Consider the following 17822-nt stretch of genomic DNA (forward strand, 5'->3'; position numbering starts at 1 on the left):
TTCAGGCGTGTAAGCCCCGGCCGCCCGAGAGGACTGCTGGGCCCCGTCGGGCGCGCCCACCGTGACGAACAGTGTGCCGCCGCCCAGGTCCATGTGGGTGCGGGTCTCGAAGCCGAGGATGTTCGTGTAGAAGGCGTGCGCCCTCGCCACGTCGTCGACGTACACACCGGTCATCGCCACCCTGATCATGGGAAGCCTCTCAGAGTCCCAGCTGCTTCGTCTCGTGCAGCGTGGCGACGGCGTCCTTGTCGCCATCCAGCTGGACATCGGCCACGTTCTGCCGCCCGTTCACGAACATCAGCAGCTCCGAGGGCTCGCCGGTCACCGTCACGACCGGCGTGCCCTTGTGCGCGACCACCGTCTGGCCGTCCGGGCGGCGCAGGACGAGACCGGTCGGGGCGCTGCGGCCGGTCAGCCGGGCCGTGCGCTCCAGCAGGGACCACAGGGCGTCCTGGAAGACCGGGTCCAGTTCGCGCGGCGTCCAGTCGGGCTGAGCGCGCCGTACGTCCTCGGTGTGAACGTAGAACTCGACCGTGTTCGACGCTTCGTCGATCTGCTTCAGCGCGAAGGGCGAGAAGCGGGGCGGACCCGTACGGATCAGCTGGATCAGCTCCTCGTACGGCTTCTGCGTGAACTCCGCCATCACCCTCTCCAGGCGTGGTGCGAGCTGCTTGATCAGGATTCCGCCCGCGGCGTCGGCGCGGCGCTCGCGGACCACCACGTGCGCGGCGAGATCCCGGGTGTTCCAGCCCTCGCACAGGGTCGGGGCGTCCGGTCCCACGGCTTCCAACAGGTCGGCGAGGAGGAGTCGTTCACGCTTCGCATGGGTCGACATGTCCCACAGCCTACGACCGCCCGATCGGTCCGCCCAGTGGAGAACGGCGGGGTCGGGCCTGTGGAAAACGGCCTCACCCAGCAGGGGCCTGCGCGTTCCGGCCTGTGGACAACCGCGGGGCAGCCGGCGCGGCGGGGCACAATGGCACCCATGACCAGCACGCCTTCGCCCAGCAGGCCCAGCAGCCTGGACCCCGAGATCGCCGCGCGTCTCAAGCGCAGCGCCGACGGGCTCGTCCCCGCCATCGCCCAGCAGTACGACACCGGCGAGGTGCTCATGCTCGGCTGGATGGACGACGAGGCGCTGCATCGCACGCTCACCACGGGCCGCTGCACCTACTGGTCGCGCAGCCGCCAGGAGTACTGGGTCAAGGGCGACACCTCCGGCCACGTCCAGCACGTGAAGTCCGTGGCCCTGGACTGCGACGCCGACACGATCCTCGTGAGGGTCGACCAGGTGGGCGCCGCCTGCCACACCGGGGCCCGCACCTGTTTCGACGCCGACGTGCTGCTCAAGGACGCCGACGTACAGCTCATCAATGCCGACGTACAGCTCAAGGACGCCGATGCGGGCGTACCGGCACGGGATCAGTAAGGTCAGCCGCCATGGACCTCGAGACGTTCCGCAAGCTCGCCACCGATCGCCGCGTGATCCCCGTCAGCCGCAAGCTTCTCGCGGACGGCGACACGCCGGTCGCGCTCTACCGCAAGCTCGCCGCCGAGCGTCCCGGCACCTTCCTCCTGGAATCCGCGGAGAACGGCCGCTCGTGGTCCCGCTACTCCTTCGTGGGCGTCCGCTCCGCCGCGACCCTCACCGAGCGGGACGGCCAGGCGCACTGGCTCGGCACCCCGCCCGTCGGCGTCCCCGTCGACGGGGACCCGCTCGCGGCCCTGCGCGCCACCCTAGAGGCGCTGCACACGCCCCACGGCGAGGGCCTGCCCCCGTTCACCGGCGGCATGGTCGGCTATCTCGGCTACGACATCGTGCGCCGCCTGGAGAAGATCGGACCCGGCGAGCGCGACGACCTCAAGCTGCCCGAGCTGACCATGCTGCTCACCAGCGACCTCGCGGTCATGGACCACTGGGAAGGCTCGGTCCAGCTGATCGCCAACGCGATCAACCACAACGACCTCGACACGGGCGTCGACGAGGCCTACGCGGATGCCGTCGCCCGCCTCGACGCCATGGAGGCCGACCTCTCACGCGCCGTCTCGCAGCCCCCGGCAGCGCTCCCGCCCTCCGAACTCCCCGAGTACACCGCGCTCTGGGGCGGCCCCGACTTCCAGGCCGCCGTCGAGGACGTCAAGGAGCGCATCCGGGCGGGCGAGGCCTTCCAGGTCGTCCCCTCCCAGCGCTTCGAAACGCCGTGCACCGCAAGTGCGTTGGACGTCTACCGCGTGCTCAGGGCGACTAATCCCTCGCCGTACATGTACCTCTTCCGCTTCGACGGCTTCGACGTCGTCGGCTCCTCCCCGGAGGCCCTGGTCAAGGTCGAGGACGGCCAGGCGATGGTGCACCCCATCGCCGGTACCCGGCCGCGCGGCGCCACCGTCCAGGAGGACCAGGCCCTCGCCGACGAGCTGATCGCCGACCCCAAGGAGCGCGCCGAGCACCTGATGCTCGTCGACCTGGGACGCAACGACCTCGGCCGGGTCTGCGAGCCCGGCTCCGTCGAGGTCGTCGACTTCATGTCCATCGAGCGGTACTCGCACGTGATGCACATCGTCTCGACGGTGACCGGGCGCGTCGCGCAAGGACGTACGGCCTTCGACGTGCTCACCGCCTGCTTCCCGGCCGGCACCCTCTCCGGTGCCCCCAAGCCGCGCGCGATGCAGATCATCGACGAACTGGAGCCGTCCAGAAGGGGGTTGTACGGCGGCTGCGTCGGCTACCTCGACTTCGCCGGTGACTCCGACACCGCCATCGCCATCCGCACCGCGCTGCTGCGCGACGGCACGGCGTACGTCCAGGCGGGCGCGGGCATCGTCGCCGACTCGGACCCGCTCGCCGAGGACCACGAGTGCCGCAACAAGGCGGCGGCGGTCCTGCGCGCAGTGCACACGGCGAACCGGCTTGGGCGGTAGGACGGCAGGGAGCAGGACGCCGGGCAGCCGGGCCATGGACCGTACCGACTTCGGGCCATAGGACGAGGCTCACGTGAACCCCGGGTGACGGTTCGCCCGGGGTTCAAGCGATAGTGGAGGATGTGACTGCTGTACCTCACCCGCGATCCCAAGCCGCCGGACCCGCCCGGTCCGGCCGCCGCAGCCTCGCCGTCGCCCTGCTCTGCGGTGCGCTCGGCGCGGCCGTGGCCCTGCTGTCCACCCGGCAGAGCTGGTCGGAGGGCACCGCCACGGTGGCCGGTGGAGACTTCCCGCTGACCGCCACGGGCAGCGACGTCACGGGCGTGCCCGCGGCGCTCGCCATAGTGGGCCTCGCCGCGCTCGTCGCCGTCTTCGCCGTAGGCCGCTCAGGCCGCCTCCTGGTCTCCGCGCTGCTCGCCCTCTCCGGCGTGGGCACGGTCGTCGCGGCCGTGCTGGGCGCCGGCGACAGCTCCGCGCTCGACGAGAAGGCCGCGGCGGCCTCCGGCAACACCGCCGCCACCGCCGAAGCGCTCAGCCACACCGTCTGGCCGTACATCGCGGCCGCCGGCGGGGCGTTGATCCTCCTCGCGGGCCTGCTCGCGCTGCGCTACGGCCGGCTGTGGCCCGCCATGTCGGGCCGCTACGAACGCGACGGGACGCCCCGGCCGCGCAAGGTCAAGCCGGTCGATCCGGACCGCCCCGAGGACCTCTGGAAGGCGCTCGACCGCGGCGAGGACCCGACGGGGCCGGATACCGCGGGGACCTGAGCCCTGTCGCTCACCGGGGTCTCGGCCCCGGGACTTTCGTCGTGGGACGGCGGAACCGACGCGCGAGCGGTGACCCCCCGCTCACGGCGCACCCGCTTGTGCGGGACAATGGACGGTGAGCGTCCGGCTCACACACGCATAGAGCAAACGAGGAGCAAGTCATGGCGGGCAGCAACCACGGTCACACCACGGCCGCCTGGACCGGTGTCATCATCGCGTTCATCGGTTTCTGCGTTGCGGGTGCCTTCATGGTGATGGCCAACCCGCTGGGCTTCTGGGCCGGCATGATCGTCGTCGTTCTCGGCGGTGTCGTCGGCTGGGCCATGCGGGCGGCGGGCCTGGGACAGCCGAAGGCCACGGGCACGCAGCAGGTCCGCGAGACCGCGGGCGCCCAGAGCTGACCACTCGCTTCGCAGGGCTACGTGAGAGGCGGTCCCGGCACACCCGCCGGGGCCGCCTCTCACGCGTTCGCGGCGGGCGTGGGATCCGGGGGAGGGGCAGAATGCGTGGGGTGAACGCCGAAACCCAGAGGGCGGCGCGGGCCGCGAGCGCGCGCGGCGCGTCCGGTGCCGGTGGTGCGCTGCGGCGGCTCGTCGTCCCCGGTGGGGTGCTCGCGGCCGTCGTCGGCGCCTTCGCGTACGTCGGTGCCGTGGACCCAAACCAGCCCGGGCACTACCCCGTCTGCCCGCTGCTGCGCTTCGCAGGCGTGTACTGCCCCGGCTGCGGCGGCCTGCGCAGCGCGCACGCCTTCGTGCACGGGGACTTCGCGGCGGCGCTCACCGACAACGCCCTCGCTGTCGCGGGATACCTGGTCTTCGCGGTGGTGTGGACCGTCTGGGCAGTCCGTTCGGTGCGCGGACGGCCCCTGCGCCTGGATCTCGGGCCGGTCCACCTGTGGAGCGTGGGCGCGTTCGTGGTGGTCTTCACCGTTGTCCGGAACTTGCCCTTCGGTGGCTGGTTGCATCCTTGATCAAATGGCGAATGTCCAGGTAGTGGGACTGGCGTCAACCGGATGCGAGGCCTACGCCTTCCTCCGGATACCATCGCAGTGAGGCGTCTTACCGTCCGAGGCGATGAACCCGGGTCAGATGCTCGACCGCTTCGACGTCCACCGCAGGGAAGGGGGCCGCTCGCGTGAGTGTGCTCGACGAGATCATCGACGGAGTCCGTGCCGACCTCGCGGAACGGCAGGCGCGCGTCAGCCTCGACGAGCTCAAGGAGCGCGCGGCGAAGGCTCGTGCCGCCAAGGACGGCGTGGCCGCCCTGCGCGGTGAGGGCGTCAAGGTCATCTGCGAGGTCAAGCGCTCCAGCCCGTCCAAGGGCGCGCTCGCCGCGATCGCCGACCCGGCCGCGCTCGCCGCGGACTACGAGGCGGGTGGCGCGGCCGTCATCTCCGTCCTCACCGAACAGCGCCGCTTCGGCGGCTCGCTCGCGGACCTGGAGGCCGTCCGCGCCCGCGTGGACATCCCGGTCCTGCGCAAGGACTTCATCGTGACGTCGTACCAGCTGTGGGAGGCCCGCGCGTACGGCGCCGACCTCGCGCTGCTGATCGTGGCCGCCCTGGACCAGCCCGCCCTCGAGTCCCTCATCGAGCGCGCCGAGTCCATCGGGCTCACGCCCCTCGTCGAGGTGCACAACGAGGACGAGGTCGAGCGCGCGGTGGAGGCCGGCGCGAAGGTGATCGGCGTGAACGCGCGCGACCTGAAGACACTCAAGGTCGACCGCACGACCTTCGAGCGGGTCGCCCCGGAGATCCCCGACAGCATCGTCAAGGTCGCCGAGTCCGGTGTCCGCGGGCCGCACGACCTCATCGCCTACGCCAACGCCGGCGCCGACGCGGTCCTGGTGGGCGAGTCGCTCGTCACCGGCCGCGACCCGAAGACGGCGGTTTCCGACCTCGTGGCGGCCGGGGCGCACCCCGCGCTGCGCCACGGACGGGACTGACCCGCCAGTGCCCGCTCCGGCTCACGCCTCCACCGCTCTCCGTCCGGTCCTGTGCCCCGACGGTGAGCCGTCGGGTGCGCCGGGCCCTAAACGACCCCGGGGAAGTTCAGGCACGCCCCCACGCCGCCCGGCACTCACTCTCGCCGCACCGGACGAAGGCCCAAGTAGCTCCGCTACGAGGGCCTTCGTCCGGCACGCGGAGAGCACGCACCGAACGACGCGGGAACGCACCCGCACTTCCCCGGAGCCGCTCAGCCGCGGGGACACATACGCCGGGCGCCCCCGCGTGCGGTCCGCCGTGCCGCTCCAGGTCGCCTCGGCGGCCCGGGACCCCTACGCCCGCCTCGCTCGCGGCTGCCGTCCGCGGGGGTGCCGCGCGCCCGCGCGGCGTGTGCACGGGCGCCGGGTTCGGTACGTCATCGGGGATGAGCCGGGACAGGTGAACGGCATGCGATGGCCCGAGCGCGTACGCGCGCTCGCTCTCTCTTCTCCGGCCCGGCTCACCCTGCGGGTGGGCTGAGCCGGGCCCGGCACCGCCGGTCGGCGCCACTCGGCTTCTCGCCGTCGCGGCGGGGACAACCACCCGGGCACGCCCGGTTCCCTGGCGGGTGGTCCCGGCCGGTCCGGCACCGCCGATCTGCGCCGCTCGGCTTCTCGCCGTCGCGGCGGGGAGAACCCAGCCCGGCTGGGGAGAACCCAACGCGGGCGTGGGAGAACCCGACCCGGGCAGGGGGACCCCGACCCAGGTAGGGAGAACCCACCCCAGTGGCCGGGAGAGCCCGCAGTGGGGCGAGTACGGCCCCGCGCCGGAGGCGTTTCGCGTGCGTACGTGGTTAACGTGACCCCAGTCCGACCTGTAACCGGGGCTGTCGCCCCTGCGAGGTAACCGCATGCCCAGCGAGTTCTTCATTCCCGACCCGGAGGGTCAAGTTCCCAGCGCCGAGGGATACTTCGGCGCGTTCGGCGGCAAGTTCATCCCGGAGGCGCTGGTCGCCGCCGTGGACGAGGTCGCCGTCGAGTACGACAAGGCGAAGGCGGATCCCGAGTTCGCCCGTGAGCTCGACGACCTGCTCGTCAACTACACCGGGCGGCCTAGCTCACTCGCCGAGGTACCCCGGTTCGCCGAACACGCCGGTGGCGCCCGCGTCTTCCTCAAGCGGGAAGACCTCAACCACACCGGCTCCCACAAGATCAACAACGTGCTCGGTCAGGCCCTCCTCACCAAGAGGATGGGCAAGAAGCGGGTGATCGCCGAGACCGGCGCCGGTCAGCACGGCGTCGCCACGGCCACCGCCTGTGCGCTCTTCGGGCTCGAATGCACCATCTACATGGGCGAGATCGACACGCAGCGCCAAGCCCTCAACGTCGCCCGCATGCGCATGCTCGGCGCCGAGGTCATCGCCGTGAAGTCCGGCTCCCGTACCCTCAAGGACGCCATCAACGAGGCCTTCCGGGACTGGGTCGCCAACGTCGATCACACCCACTATCTGTTCGGGACCGTCGCGGGGCCCCACCCCTTCCCCGCCATGGTGCGTGACTTCCACCGGGTGATCGGGGTCGAGGCGCGGCGGCAGATCCTCGAGCGCGCCGGCCGGCTTCCCGACGCCGCCATCGCCTGCGTCGGCGGCGGTTCGAACGCCATCGGCCTCTTCCACGCCTTCATCCCCGACAGCGACGTACGCCTCATCGGCTGCGAGCCCGCCGGGCACGGCGTCGAGAGCGGGGAGCACGCCGCGACCCTGACCGCCGGTGAACCCGGCATCCTGCACGGGTCGCGGTCGTATGTCCTCCAGGACGACGAGGGGCAGATCACCGAGCCTTACTCCATCTCGGCGGGGCTCGACTACCCGGGCATCGGGCCCGAGCACTCCTTCCTCAAGGACAGCGGGCGCGCCGAGTACCGCGCGGTCACCGACGACGCGGCCATGCAGGCCCTGCTCCTGCTGTCGCGCACCGAGGGCGTCATTCCGGCGATCGAGAGCGCGCACGCGCTGGCCGGTGCCCTGGAGGTCGGCAAGGAGCTGGGCAAGGACGGGCTGATCGTCGTCAACCTGTCGGGCCGCGGCGACAAGGACATGGACACGGCCGCCCGTTACTTCGGCCTCTACGACACCGACGCCGACACGGGTGCCGATGTCGACGCCGTCGTCGAGGCGGACGCCGGCAGCGAGAACGCCGAGATCCAGGGGGACGCCAAGTGAGCGGCAACATCCAGCTGTTGAGCGACACCCTCGCCGGGGCGAAGGAGGAGGGGCGGTCCGCCCTCATCGCCTACCTGCCGGCCGGGTTCCCGACCGTCGACGGGGGCATCGCCGCCGTCAAGGCCGTCTTCGACGGCGGCGCGGACATCGTCGAGGTCGGGCTGCCGCACAGCGACCCCGTCCTCGACGGCCCCGTCATCCAGACCGCCGACGACATCGCCCTGCGCGGCGGCGTCAAGATCGCGGACGTGATGCGGACGGTGCGGGAGGCTTACCAGGCCACCGGCAAGCCCGTCCTCGTGATGACGTACTGGAACCCCATCGACCGCTACGGCGTCGAGCGCTTCACGGCCGAACTCGCCGAGGCGGGCGGCGCGGGCTGCATCCTGCCCGACCTGCCCGTCCAGGAGTCGGCGCTGTGGCGGGAGCACGCCGACAAGCACGGCCTCGCGACCGTCTTCGTCGTCGCGCCCAGCAGCAAGGACGCCCGGCTCGCCGAGATCACCGCGGCGGGCAGCGGCTTCGTGTACGCGGCCTCGCTGATGGGCGTCACCGGCACGCGGGAGTCGGTGGGTGCCCAGGCCCAGGACCTGGTGCGGCGCACCAAGGCCACCACCGAGCTGCCCGTCTGCGTCGGCCTCGGCGTCTCCAACGCCGCCCAGGCCGCCGAGGTGGCCGGCTTCGCCGACGGCGTGATCGTCGGCTCGGCCTTCGTGAAGCGGATGCTGGACGCGCCCGACGAGCAGGCGGGCCTGGACGCCGTACGCGCCCTCGCGGCCGACCTGGCGAAGGGCGTGCGCGGGACGGCGTAACGCCCGTGATGCCCGTGACGCGGAGTCCGTCCAGGCACCTACGCCTGCGACGCGGAGTCCGTACAGCCACGTAACGCGGAATCCGCTCACTCGAAGGGGTGGACCTGGGACCGGGGAGGCGCGCTGCGCCTCCCCGGTTCGTTCTGCCGGATGTGAGCGAGAAGAACCGTGACGGAAAGCGCACCGCCCGCGAGCGGCTTGCGGTCGAGCGAGAGAAGCAGAAGGCCGCGGAGAAGCGCCGACGGGCGCTGATCGTGGGGGCGTCGGTCGTCTGCGTCCTCGCCCTGGCCGCGGTGATCGGCGTGCTGGCCGCCAACGCCAGCAAGGAAAAGAAGGGCGACACAGCGGGCCCGGTCGTGTCGCCCTCGGGCGCGACCGGCAAGGGCGCTCTCGCGATCCCCGTCGGCAAGGACGGCGCCAAGTCGACCCTCACGGTGTGGGAGGACTTCCGCTGCCCGGCCTGCCAGTCCTACGAGGCGAAGTACCGCTCGACGATCCAGGAACTGGTCGACGCGGGCCAACTGAAGGTGGAGTACCGCCTCGTCACCCTCATCGACGAGATCGCCGGCGGCAGCGGCTCCCTCCGCGCGGCCAACGCCGCCGCCTGCGCCCAGGACGCCGGGAAGTTCACCGCATACCACGACGTGCTGTACGAGAACCAGCCCCAGGAGGCCGACGACGCCTTCGCCGACAACAGCAAGCTCATCGAGCTGGCCGGCAAGGTCGAAGGGCTGGACACCCCGGCGTTCCAGAAGTGCGTCAACGACGGCACGCATGACAGCTGGGTCGTGAAGTCGAACGCCGCCCGCCAGAGCAGCGGCGTCAATTCCACGCCGACCGTGCTGTTCGGCGGCAAGAACATCTACGCGGACCAGACGATGACCCCCGCCAAGCTGAAGCAGTTGGTGGAGGCGGAGAACAAGGGCTGAGCCCTTCGCGGGCATCGGTGCCCCCGGCCGTCGGCACGCCGGGGGCACCGCACGTTATGGACCCGTTGCCGGGCCACATGCCGTCGGCGGCGTCCGGCACGGTAGCGTCGACCTTGCCATGGAACTTGCCTACATTCCCAGCCCCTCGCGCGGTGTGCTGTACCTCGGCCCCATTCCGCTGCGCGGCTACGCGTTCTGCATCATCATCGGCGTCTTCGTAGCCGTCTGGCTCGGCAACAAGCGCTGGATCGCCCGGGGAGGGCGGGCCGGCACGGTGGCCGACATCGCCGTCTGGGCCGTCCCCTTCGGCCTCGTCGGCGGCCGGCTCTACCACGTGATCACGGACTACCAGCTGTACTTCAGCGAGGGCCGTGACTGGGTGGACGCCTTCAAGATCTGGGAGGGCGGCCTCGGCATCTGGGGCGCCATCGCGTTTGGCGCGCTGGGCGCGTGGATCGGATGCCGCCGCCGTGGCATCCCGCTTCCCGCGTACGCCGACGCCGTCGCGCCCGGCATCGCCTTCGCGCAGGCGATCGGACGCTGGGGCAACTGGTTCAACCAGGAGCTGTACGGCAAGGAGACGGACGTCCCCTGGGCGCTGCACATCACCTCCGCCACGGACGGACGGGTGCCGGGGTACTACCACCCGACGTTCCTGTACGAGTCCCTGTGGTGCATCGGCGTCGCCGTCCTCGTCATCTGGGCGGACCGCCGCTTCAAGCTCGGCCACGGCCGTGCGTTCGCGCTGTACGTCGCCGCGTACTGTGTGGGCCGCGCCTGGATCGAGTACCTGCGCGTCGACGACGCCCACCACATCCTGGGCCTGCGCCTCAACGTCTGGACCGCGATGGCGGTCTTCCTCCTCGCCGTGATCTACATCGTCCTGTCCGCGCGCAGCCGTCCGGGGCGCGAGGAGATCGTGGAACCGGGAGCGGTCGCCTCCGGCGATGGTGACAGTGAGGCCGGTTCCAGCGAGGCTGCGGATGAGGCCGACGGTGACTCGGTCGACCTCGGCAAGCCGGCTGACGCCGAGCCCGCGGAGTCGGCAGTGGAGGACGAGGCCGAGTCGGCCAAGAAGAGCTGAGTTCTTCCGGTACGTCGATGGGGGCGCCGCGACTTGCGATGCGGCGCCCCCATCGACGTACCCGAGCAGGGTTCGGGTGGGCTCGGCACCGCCGAAGACGACCGTCGTGGCTGAGCGCCGTCTGGGCGGAGAAGAGGTGCCCGCCGGGAGAACGGGCACCTTTTCTCCCACGAACGCGGTCGGCGGTGCCGAACCCTTCGCAACCCGCTCGGGTCTGGAGCCCCAGGGGACGGCTCAGCCCAGGCGGCGGGCCAGCGCGAGGGTGCGGTGGGCGCCCGTGACCACTGCCGCGTCGATGAAGCGGCCGTCGGGGAGGGCCTGGGCGCCGGGTGCGCCGGCGGCGGCCTTGATGACGGCCTCGGCAGACTCGATCTCCGCGGGGGTGGGGAGGTAGGCCCGCTCGATGATGGGGAGCTGGCGGGGGTGGATAGCCGCGCGGCCGAGGAAGCCCAGGGTGCGGCCGTGGGCGCAGGACGCGGCGAGGCCCTCGACGTCGCGGATGTCCGGGTAGACCGACTGGGCCGGCGGCGGCAGTCCTGCCGCGCGGGCGGCCACGATCACGCGGGCGCGGCACCAGTCCAGGCCCGCGTCCTCCCGTACGCCCAGGTCCGCCCGCAGATCCGCCTCGCCGAGCGAGATACCGCGCAGCGCCCGGTGAGCGGAGGCGATGGCGAAGGCATGTTCCACGCCGAGGGCCGACTCCAGAAGGGCGAACAGCGGGATCGCGCCCCCCTCCGCGGGGGTGACGCCCTCCGCGACCCGGACGACCTCGTCGGGCGAGGTCACCTTGGGCAGGCGGATACCGGACAGGCCGCGGAGCGGGGAGAGGGTCTTGAGGTCGGCCTCCGCCAGGGGGCTGTCGAGGGGGTTCACGCGGACGTGGACCGGGACGGGCGGCGGCTCGGAGAGGAGGTCCGCCGTGGCCGCGCGGGCGTACTCCTTGCGGTCCGGGGCGACCGCGTCCTCCAGGTCGATGAGGACGACGTCGGCCCCGGATGCGAGGGCCTTGAGCACGACGTCGGGGTGGTCCCCGGGGACGTACAGCCACGTGAGGGGGAATTCCGCGGTCATAGCGCGCCCTCCGCTCGCAGCGCGTCGATCTCGGGCCCCGTCAGGCCGAGTTCGGTGAGTACCGCGTCCGTGTCCGCGCCGTGCGGGCGGCCCGCCCAGTGGATCGCGCCGGGGGTGGCGGAGAGCCGGAAGAGGACGTTCTGCATGCGCAGGGGGCCCAGCTCGGGGTCGTCGATCGTGGTGATCGAGTCCAGGGCGTCGTACTGCGGGTCGGCCATGACATCGCGTACGTCCTGGATGGGGGCCACCGCCGCCTCCGCCTTCTCGAAGGCTTCCAGGACCTCGGCGCGGGTGTGGCGGGCGACCCAGGAGCCGACCGCCTCGTCCAGGATGTCGGTGTGGCGTGCCCGGTCCGCGCCCGTGGCGAACCACGGCTCGGCGATTACGTCCGGGCGTCCTACCAGCCGCATCACCCGTTCCGCGATCGACTGCGCCGAGGTGGAGACCGCGACCCAGGAACCGTCCGCCGTGCGATAGGTGTTGCGGGGCGCGTTGTTCGCGGAGCGGTTGCCGGTACGGGGCTGGACGTGGCCCAACTGGTCGTACCAGATGGGCTGGGGACCGAGCACGGTCAGGATCGGTTCGATGATCGCCATGTCGACCACCTGGCCCTCGCCGGTGCGGTCGCGTGCCGTCAGCGCGGTCATCACGGCGTACGCCGTCGCCAGGCCCGCGATCGAGTCGGCCAGGCCGAAGGGCGGCAGGGTCGGCGGGGCGTCCGGTTCGCCGGTGATCGCGGCGAAGCCGCTCATCGCCTCCGCGAGTGTGCCGAAGCCGGGGCGGTGCGCGTACGGGCCGAACTGGCCGAAGCCGGTGACGCGGGCGAGGACGAGACGCGGGTTCGCGGCCGACAGTTCCGCCCAGCCCAGGTCCCACTTCTCCAGCGTGCCGGGACGGAAGTTCTCGATGATCACGTCGGCGGTGGCGGCGAGGCGGAGCAGGGTGTCGTGGCCGCCGGGCTTCGACAGGTCGAGGGTGATCGTGCGCTTGTTGCGGCCCAGCAGTTTCCACCACAGGCCGACGCCGTCCTTCGACGGGCCGTGGCCCCGGGACGGGTCCGGCTTGGCCGGATGCTCGACCTTGATGACCTCCGCGCCGAAGTCGCCGAGCATCGTGGCGGCGAGCGGCCCGGCGAAGAGGGTGGCGAGGTCGAGGACGCGCAGGCCGGTGAGGGGGCCGCTCTCCGTGTGCACGTTCATGAGCCGGCCTCGGCGTCGATCTCGGAGCGGTACGGCATCGAGGACGACGCCCCGGGCCGCTGCACCGACAGCGCCGCCGCCGCCGATGCCCACGCGAGCGCCTCCGGCATCTCCCGGCCCTCGCCGAGCGCCACCGCGAGGGTGCCGACGAAGGTGTCGCCCGCGCCGGTCGAGTCCACGGCGGTCACCCGGGGCGCGGGCACGGCCAGCGGTGCGGCGCCCCGGGCCGCGTACAGGCAGCCGGCGGCGCCCAGGGTGACGACGACTTCCTGGACCTGGTCGAGCAGGGCGGCGGCCGCCTCGCGGGGGTCGGTGACACCGGTGAGCGCGGCGGCCTCGTGCTCGTTGGGCACCAACAGGTCTACGGATGTGAGGAGTTGGGGTGGAAGAGCTTGCGCGGGTGACGGGGTCAGGATCGTACGGACACCGTGCCTGCGTGCGGCCTCGGCGCCCGCGATGACGGCGTCCAGCGGGATTTCGAGCTGGAGCAGCAGCGCGTCGGCGGCGGCGATGAGGCCCTCGTCGCCGGGGGCGAGGGCGGTGACCGTGCCGTTCGCGCCGGGGATGACGACGATCGCGTTGCCGCCCTCGTCGTCCACGACAATGTGCGCGGTGCCGGACGGGCCCTCGATGGTGCGCAGATGGCCGGTGTCCACGCCCGAGTGCTCCAGCGTGGAGCGGAGCTGGGTGCCGAAGGCGTCCGCGCCCACCGCGCCGATCAGCGAGACGTCGGCGCCCGCGTGGGCCGCGGCCACCGCCTGGTTGGCGCCCTTGCCGCCGGGGATCGTACGGAACTCCCGTCCCGTCACGGTCTCTCCGCGCTGCGGGGCCTTGGCGACGTACGCGACGAGGTCCATGTTCGTGCTGCCGAGTACGGCGATGTGGGTCATGGTCGACGGGTCTCCCGATGCGTGAGGTGGGCGAGGGTGTCGAAGCCGATGCCGTTGAAGTCGGCGATCGAGGTGGCCAGCCGGTTCTTGAGGGGGCTGGTCCAGCGGTCGGGAAGGGCGGCGGGGCCGCCCGCGAGCAGTCCCGCGATGCTCCCCGCCGTCGCGCCGTTCGAGTCGGTGTCGAGGCCGCCCGACACCGCACGGCAGATGGAGCCGGTGAAGTCGCCGTCCGCGTGGGTGAGGGCTGCGGCGATCAGGGCGGTGTTGGGGATGGCGTGGACCCAGTGGTAGGCGCGGTGGGTGGTGTGCAGTTCGTCGACGACCGTGTCGAAGTCGTCCGTCGTACGGGCGAGGTGCACGGCGTGGCGGACCGCCTGGGCCAGCCGGGAGGCGGGCGGGACGACGGTGAGCCCGGTGCGCAGGCACGCGTGGACGTCACTCGTTCCGGTGGCCGCGGTGGCGATGGTGGCCGCCGTGAACATCGCCGCGTAGACGCCGTTACCCGTGTGGGTGAGGGTAGCGTCGCGGTGGGCTTGCGCCGCGGCGGCGGCCGGGTCGCCGGGGTTCGTCCAGCCGTGTACGTCCGCGCGGATCAGGGCGCCGATCCACTCGCGGAACGGGTTGCGGTGGCGGGCCGTGCGTGGGGGTTCGATGCCGGTGAGGAGGTTGCGGTAGGCGATGCGCTCCGCGGTGAAGGTGCGGCCCGCGGGGAGTTCGTCCAGCCAGAGGCCGGCTACGTCCGTGGTGGTGAAGTTCCTGCCGTGGCGCTGGAGCAACAGGATGTTCAGGAGGGGGTAGTTGAGGTCGTCGTCCTCCGGCATGCCGTCGATGTTCTCAGCGAGGGAGGTTGGGGCGGAGCGATTGTTCCACGGGTACGTGGTCTTGATCGCGTCGGGGACGCCGCGTGCCGTGAACCAGGTGTGGAGGGGCCAGTTGCCCGCGGCTCGGGCGAGCGCTCGGATCCCTTCCAGGGGGAGTTTTTCCACCGGTTTGCCGAGGAGGCACCCTACGGCTCGGCCCAGCCAGGCTGCTTCCAGGCGGGGCTGGGTGGGGGCTGGGGTGCGGGTGGGTGCGCAGCCCGGCGCCGACGGGGTGCCGCTCTCGTTGGGATGGGCGCCGCCCCTAGTGGCACGCATGCCCACAGCTACGACGGACGGCCAGTTCGGGCAGTGGGCCCTGATTCTTGCCAGGTCCGTTGGTTCCTGGTCCGCCAAACTGCTGGGCAGGTCTGCCAGTTCGTCGAGGAGGTCTTCCGCCAGGACCCGGAGGTACGGGGATGCCGGGGTCGGGGACGCTCCCGCGCGGAGGGGGGCCTCCTGGCCGCCTGCCGCGCGCCAGCGGGAGGCGATGGCGCCGGGTTCGCGGCCGTCCTGGGCGGCCTGGTGGAGTTCGTGGCCGACGAGGTCTTCCGGTTGGACCCAGGTCAGTCGGAGCCCCGGAGTCGTCGGTCTGTCGGCGCAGGTCATCGTGTTCCCGTCAGGACGGCGTACGCCGACTCGTGGGCCCGGCGGCGGCGTACGTCCCGTTCGAAGATCTCGCGGGTCACCTCGGTGAGCGTCCTCGCCGGGGCGGCCAGGTCGAGGCGGCTCGACTCCGCCACCGTTTTCGCCCAGTCGTGGGGGACCTCGGAGCCGAGGGCGCCGGCGAGGGCGCCGGACATCGTGGCGATGGAGTCGCAGTCGCGGCCGTAGTTCACCGAGCCGGTGACCGCGTGGCGGTAGTCGCCGCCGGAGACCACCAGCATGCCCAGGGCGACGGGCAGTTCCTCGGTGGAGTGGAGGCGGGAGGGGCGGCGGGCGCCGAGGGACGGGGAGCGGTAGTCGGGGCCGACCGTGTCGTAGGGGGCCACCGCCTTCCGGAGCGGGGTCAGCGCCGACTCGAAGTCCGTGTGGCGGGCGGCGACTTCGCAGACCGCCTGGATGGCCGAGCGCGTGCCGTCCTTCGCCGCGGCCAGGCAGGCGGCCACGACGGAGTCCGGGGTCGCCCCGGGGGCGCAGGCCGCCGCCACCGCCGCCGCGAAGACTCCCGCTGCCTCACGCCCGTACGACGACTGGTGGGCGCCCGCGATGTCGAGCGCCTCGGCGTACGCGCCCGCCGGGTTCGCCGCGTTGACCAGGCCGACCGGGGCCATGTACATCGCGGCACCGCAGTTGACGATGTTGCCGACGCCCGCCTCGCGGGGGTCCACGTGGCCGTAGTGGAGGCGGGCCACCAGCCACTTCTCCGCGAGGAAGATCCGCTGGAGGGGGAGGGCCTCGGCCTCCAGCTCGGGGATCCAGCGGGGGGTGCCCATGAGGTCGGGGACCAGGTGCTCGGCGACGGCGTACGCGTCGAGGTGGTCGCGGACGGTGGCATACACCCGTACCAGCGCATGGGTCATCAAGGTGTCGTCGGTGACGTGCCCGTCGCCCTTGTGGTACGGGGCGATGGGACGGGCGGTACGCCATTCCGCGCCGTTCCAGGGGCCGACGATGCCGTGGACGCGGCCGCCGTGGCGTTCGGTGATCTGCTCGGGGGAGTACCCCTCGACGGGGCCGCCGAGCGCGTCACCGACGGCGGCTCCGACGAGGGCTCCGGTGATCCGTTCGTCGAGGGTTCCTGTTCCTTCTCCTTTGGGCGTCATGCCCGAATCATCCCTCTGGGGCGGCCAGGTCTGTAGCTTCCAGCAGATCGGCGAGTCCGATGAGGTCCGTCCCGGTCAGACGGGGCAGCGCGCAGCCGGAGAGGGTGCGGCAGGCGTCGCGCCAGGCTGCGGGGATGGCGTCGCCGCCGCCGAGGGCGCCGGTGAGCGCGCCCGCGAGGGCCGGGGCCGAGTCGGCGACCCGGGACAGACACGCGGCGGCGGGCACCGCCTCGGCGATCCGGCCGCGGGCGGCGGTGGCGAGGGCGAGGGCGACCGGGACGGTTTCCGCTGCCGCGATGCCGTAGCTGTAGACGTGGTCGACGATCTGATGCTCGAGGAGCGGGACGAGGGCGAAGGTGCTCCCGCTGTCGCGGGCTAGCCTCAGCGCGTGCCGGGCGTTGCGGCCGATCTCGGTCGACTCGGGGAGTTCGGCGAGCGCGGCGTCCGCGCAGGCGTCGACGTCGGCCCCGGCGAGGGCGAGCGCCACGGCGGCGGCCATGGCGCGGGCGCCGTGCACGCCATCGCCGTCCTGGGTGTAGCGGGCGTCGAACTCGGCGAGTTCCGCGGCCGGCCGGGGGTCGCCCGGGTGGGCCACGGCGAGTACGCAGGCCCGTACGCAGGCCGCGTCGTCGAAGTAGTGCGGGTTGTCGTGGCCGGTGGCGGGTGGGCGCAGGCCGGTGGCGAGGTTGCCGAGCCCTGCCCGTACGGAGATGCGGGCGCGCAGCGGGAGGAGCGCGGACTCGACCTCGGGGGCGAGTTCGGCCGCCGCGGCGACCTCGCTGGCGATGGCGTTCCACGACAGGTCGATGGACGCCCGCATCCGCCGGTCCCGGCTCAGGTCCCCGAGGGCGGCGCTCTCGCCGGCCCGCAGCACGGCCTCGGCCGCGAACGCCGCCCACTCCGCGTCGTCCGACGGCCCCAGCTTGAGCGGTTCCGGCGGCTGATTCAACGCGATCGGCACCGGCAACGTCGTCGTCGCGTTCTGCTCCGCGAACGTGTCCAGCTCCCGCGTCAGCCGCCGCGTCCACTCAGGCATACGCGCGGCCCGATGCCTCGCGGCAGGCCACCCGGCGGCGTCACCCGCGGCGAGCCCGAGAAGCAGCCCCTCGATACGCCGGGCGCGCGCCCGCGCGGGCGCCGCCACCTCCGGGAGCGACGCCGCGCTCGGGGTCGCGGGGGTGGGGGGCGCGGCGATGTCGGGCTCCGCTGGGCAGGGTGCCGCCGTGCCGAGCGCCCTCGCGAGGCGTTCCTCCATCCCGGGCATCTTCCTGAGGAGGTCCTCCACGGTGGGCTCCGCCGTGCCGGGTTCCTCCGAGCCGGGCGCAGCGGCGCCGGTCGCCCCCGTGTCGGGCTCCGCCGTGGACGGCGTCGCCGTGCCGGGTC

18 protein-coding genes and 1 pseudogene are annotated in these 17822 nt (G+C 72.4%); 11 read left to right on the forward strand and 8 right to left on the reverse strand.

All coding sequences use genetic code 11. The features are described from left to right. Positions 1–9: 9 nt before the first annotated feature. Together C4B68_RS44460 and C4B68_RS29955 are read right to left on the reverse strand one after the other, a co-directional pair. Positions 10–189 (reverse strand): annotated as a pseudogene (locus C4B68_RS44460) (VOC family protein); the annotation flags it as partial. 10 nt (positions 190–199) lie between these two features. Then, positions 200–835, reverse strand: coding sequence for a TIGR03085 family metal-binding protein (locus C4B68_RS29955; protein WP_099501068.1), 636 nt, complete (start codon positions 833–835; stop codon positions 200–202). Between the two features lie 150 nt (positions 836–985). Here C4B68_RS29955 and hisI point away from each other — a divergent pair, with 150 nt between their 5' ends. The 11 genes from hisI to lgt all read left to right on the forward strand — a co-directional run bounded on the left by hisI (position 986) and on the right by lgt (position 10656). Then, positions 986–1429, forward strand: coding sequence for a phosphoribosyl-AMP cyclohydrolase (gene hisI, locus C4B68_RS29960; RefSeq protein WP_240634524.1), 444 nt, complete (start codon positions 986–988; stop codon positions 1427–1429). A gap of 11 nt (positions 1430–1440) precedes the next feature. Next, positions 1441–2919 carry an anthranilate synthase component I gene (locus C4B68_RS29965; RefSeq protein WP_099501070.1) on the forward strand — a complete coding sequence of 493 codons (1479 nt, stop codon included), beginning with the start codon at positions 1441–1443 and terminating at the stop codon, positions 2917–2919. A gap of 113 nt (positions 2920–3032) precedes the next feature. Further along, positions 3033–3686: a TIGR02234 family membrane protein gene (locus C4B68_RS29970; protein WP_099501071.1), complete on the forward strand. Its 654-nt coding sequence runs from the start codon at positions 3033–3035 to the stop codon at positions 3684–3686. Positions 3687–3847: 161 nt separating this feature from the next. Next, positions 3848–4087 carry an HGxxPAAW family protein gene (locus tag C4B68_RS29975; protein WP_099501072.1) on the forward strand — a complete coding sequence of 80 codons (240 nt, stop codon included), beginning with the start codon at positions 3848–3850 and terminating at the stop codon, positions 4085–4087. A gap of 101 nt (positions 4088–4188) precedes the next feature. Then, positions 4189–4656 carry a DUF2752 domain-containing protein gene (locus C4B68_RS29980; RefSeq protein ID WP_099501073.1) on the forward strand — a complete coding sequence of 156 codons (468 nt, stop codon included), beginning with the start codon at positions 4189–4191 and terminating at the stop codon, positions 4654–4656. 164 nt (positions 4657–4820) lie between these two features. After that, positions 4821–5630: an indole-3-glycerol phosphate synthase TrpC gene (gene trpC, locus C4B68_RS29985; RefSeq protein WP_099501074.1), complete on the forward strand. Its 810-nt coding sequence runs from the start codon at positions 4821–4823 to the stop codon at positions 5628–5630. Between the two features lie 286 nt (positions 5631–5916). Next, entirely contained in the window at positions 5917–6150 is a 234-nt protein-coding gene (gene trpM / locus C4B68_RS44860) for a tryptophan biosynthesis modulator TrpM (protein WP_373682207.1), read from the forward strand. 370 nt (positions 6151–6520) lie between these two features. Beyond that, positions 6521–7831, forward strand: coding sequence for a tryptophan synthase subunit beta (gene trpB / locus C4B68_RS29995; RefSeq protein ID WP_099501076.1), 1311 nt, complete (start codon positions 6521–6523; stop codon positions 7829–7831). Beyond that, complete coding sequence (gene trpA / locus C4B68_RS30000; protein ID WP_099501077.1) at positions 7828–8643, forward strand: tryptophan synthase subunit alpha; 816 nt, start codon at positions 7828–7830, stop codon at positions 8641–8643. The genes trpB and trpA overlap by 4 nt, the downstream gene beginning before the upstream one ends. A 152-nt stretch (positions 8644–8795) precedes the next feature. After that, on the forward strand, positions 8796–9572 hold the full coding sequence (locus C4B68_RS30005) for a DsbA family protein (RefSeq protein WP_099501078.1): 777 nt from the start codon (positions 8796–8798) through the stop codon (positions 9570–9572). Between the two features lie 118 nt (positions 9573–9690). Next, positions 9691–10656, forward strand: a complete 966-nt coding sequence (gene lgt, locus C4B68_RS30010) for a prolipoprotein diacylglyceryl transferase (protein ID WP_099501080.1) — start codon at positions 9691–9693, stop codon at positions 10654–10656. A gap of 234 nt (positions 10657–10890) precedes the next feature. On the opposite strand, the gene C4B68_RS30015 is transcribed toward lgt, so the two are convergent. From C4B68_RS30015 to C4B68_RS30040, 6 genes are read right to left on the reverse strand one after another with little or no spacing between them, the layout of a single operon-like run. Beyond that, a complete protein-coding gene (locus C4B68_RS30015) occupies positions 10891–11727 on the reverse strand; it encodes an HpcH/HpaI aldolase/citrate lyase family protein (protein ID WP_099501082.1) in 837 nt (278 codons plus the stop codon). Next, positions 11724–12926: a CaiB/BaiF CoA transferase family protein gene (locus C4B68_RS30020; protein WP_099501198.1), complete on the reverse strand. Its 1203-nt coding sequence runs from the start codon at positions 12924–12926 to the stop codon at positions 11724–11726. Before C4B68_RS30020 ends, C4B68_RS30015 begins: the two co-directional genes overlap by 4 nt. Continuing rightward, a complete protein-coding gene (gene rbsK, locus C4B68_RS30025; protein WP_099501084.1) occupies positions 12923–13816 on the reverse strand; it encodes a ribokinase in 894 nt (297 codons plus the stop codon). Before rbsK ends, C4B68_RS30020 begins: the two co-directional genes overlap by 4 nt. Continuing rightward, a complete protein-coding gene (locus C4B68_RS30030) occupies positions 13813–15282 on the reverse strand; it encodes an ADP-ribosylglycohydrolase family protein (protein ID WP_099501086.1) in 1470 nt (489 codons plus the stop codon). Before C4B68_RS30030 ends, rbsK begins: the two co-directional genes overlap by 4 nt. Next, positions 15279–16439: an ADP-ribosylglycohydrolase family protein gene (locus tag C4B68_RS30035; protein ID WP_099501088.1), complete on the reverse strand. Its 1161-nt coding sequence runs from the start codon at positions 16437–16439 to the stop codon at positions 15279–15281. The genes C4B68_RS30030 and C4B68_RS30035 overlap by 4 nt, the downstream gene beginning before the upstream one ends. 7 nt (positions 16440–16446) lie before the next feature. After that, complete coding sequence (locus C4B68_RS30040) at positions 16447–17694, reverse strand: ADP-ribosylglycohydrolase family protein (RefSeq protein ID WP_373682211.1); 1248 nt, start codon at positions 17692–17694, stop codon at positions 16447–16449. Positions 17695–17822: the final 128 nt, after the last annotated feature.

This window comes from Streptomyces dengpaensis (assembly GCF_002946835.1).
Taxonomy (GTDB): Bacteria; Actinomycetota; Actinomycetes; order Streptomycetales; family Streptomycetaceae; genus Streptomyces; species Streptomyces dengpaensis.

Excerpts from the sequence above, each read along its gene's own strand:
- lgt (WP_099501080.1), top strand. The coding sequence starts at position 9,691 with ATGGAACTTGCCTACATTCCCAGCCCCTCGCGCGGTGTGCTGTACCTC.
- C4B68_RS30035 (WP_099501088.1), bottom strand. The coding sequence starts at position 16,439 with ATGACGCCCAAAGGAGAAGGAACAGGAACCCTCGACGAACGGATCACC.
- C4B68_RS30040 (WP_373682211.1), bottom strand. The coding sequence starts at position 17,694 with ATGGAGGAACGCCTCGCGAGGGCGCTCGGCACGGCGGCACCCTGCCCA.
- C4B68_RS29975 (WP_099501072.1), top strand. The coding sequence starts at position 3,848 with ATGGCGGGCAGCAACCACGGTCACACCACGGCCGCCTGGACCGGTGTC.
- rbsK (WP_099501084.1), bottom strand. The coding sequence starts at position 13,816 with ATGACCCACATCGCCGTACTCGGCAGCACGAACATGGACCTCGTCGCG.
- hisI (WP_240634524.1), top strand. The coding sequence starts at position 986 with ATGACCAGCACGCCTTCGCCCAGCAGGCCCAGCAGCCTGGACCCCGAG.
- C4B68_RS29980 (WP_099501073.1), top strand. The coding sequence starts at position 4,189 with ATGCGTGGGGTGAACGCCGAAACCCAGAGGGCGGCGCGGGCCGCGAGC.
- C4B68_RS30020 (WP_099501198.1), bottom strand. The coding sequence starts at position 12,926 with ATGAACGTGCACACGGAGAGCGGCCCCCTCACCGGCCTGCGCGTCCTC.
- C4B68_RS29965 (WP_099501070.1), top strand. The coding sequence starts at position 1,441 with ATGGACCTCGAGACGTTCCGCAAGCTCGCCACCGATCGCCGCGTGATC.
- C4B68_RS29955 (WP_099501068.1), bottom strand. The coding sequence starts at position 835 with ATGTCGACCCATGCGAAGCGTGAACGACTCCTCCTCGCCGACCTGTTG.
- C4B68_RS30030 (WP_099501086.1), bottom strand. The coding sequence starts at position 15,282 with ATGACCTGCGCCGACAGACCGACGACTCCGGGGCTCCGACTGACCTGG.
- C4B68_RS30015 (WP_099501082.1), bottom strand. The coding sequence starts at position 11,727 with ATGACCGCGGAATTCCCCCTCACGTGGCTGTACGTCCCCGGGGACCAC.
- trpB (WP_099501076.1), top strand. The coding sequence starts at position 6,521 with ATGCCCAGCGAGTTCTTCATTCCCGACCCGGAGGGTCAAGTTCCCAGC.